This window comes from Agrobacterium sp. 10T429 (assembly GCF_056393925.1).
In genome coordinates this window covers 1-456 of the sequence record NZ_JBFTGV010000050.1, presented here as the reverse complement: position 1 = coordinate 456, position 456 = coordinate 1, and the positions used below count along the sequence as shown (strand labels likewise).

1 tRNA gene and 1 rRNA gene are annotated in these 456 nt (G+C 55.3%); both read left to right on the top strand.

Annotation, left to right across the window (positions count from 1 at the left end):
* Positions 1–7 precede the first annotated feature (7 nt).
* Positions 8–122, top strand: a 5S ribosomal RNA gene (rrf, locus tag AC1DCP_RS26450).
* 257 nt (positions 123–379) lie between these two features.
* Positions 380–456 (top strand) — tRNA-Met (locus AC1DCP_RS26445).

Genomic DNA, 456 nt, shown 5'->3' with positions numbered 1-456 from the left:
TTGCCGACCTGGTGGTTATCGCGGGGCGGCTGCACCCGTTCCCATTCCGAACACGGCCGTGAAACGCCCCAGCGCCAATGGTACTCCGTCTCAAGACGCGGGAGAGTAGGTCGCTGCCAGGTCTGCAAAACGCAACAAATATCTTCTCAAGCAAACTCTTCGGCCCAGCCGATACAAAGGGCCGCTCAAAGCGGCCTTTTTGCATTACGGAACATGAAAACATAAGGCAAACGCAACGTGCGTCCCTTAAAGGAGACAAATCGCCTGCGGCAATTTGCTCCGGAAGTATACATCACAGCTTCCCTGTGATGCAGTCGCGATAAATCCAATAGGGATTTACGCTGGTCGCGATAAATCCCATAGGGATTTACGCTGGTAACGCGGGGTGGAGCAGCCCGGTAGCTCGTCAGGCTCATAACCTGAAGGCCGCAGGTTCAAATCCTGCCCCCGCAACCA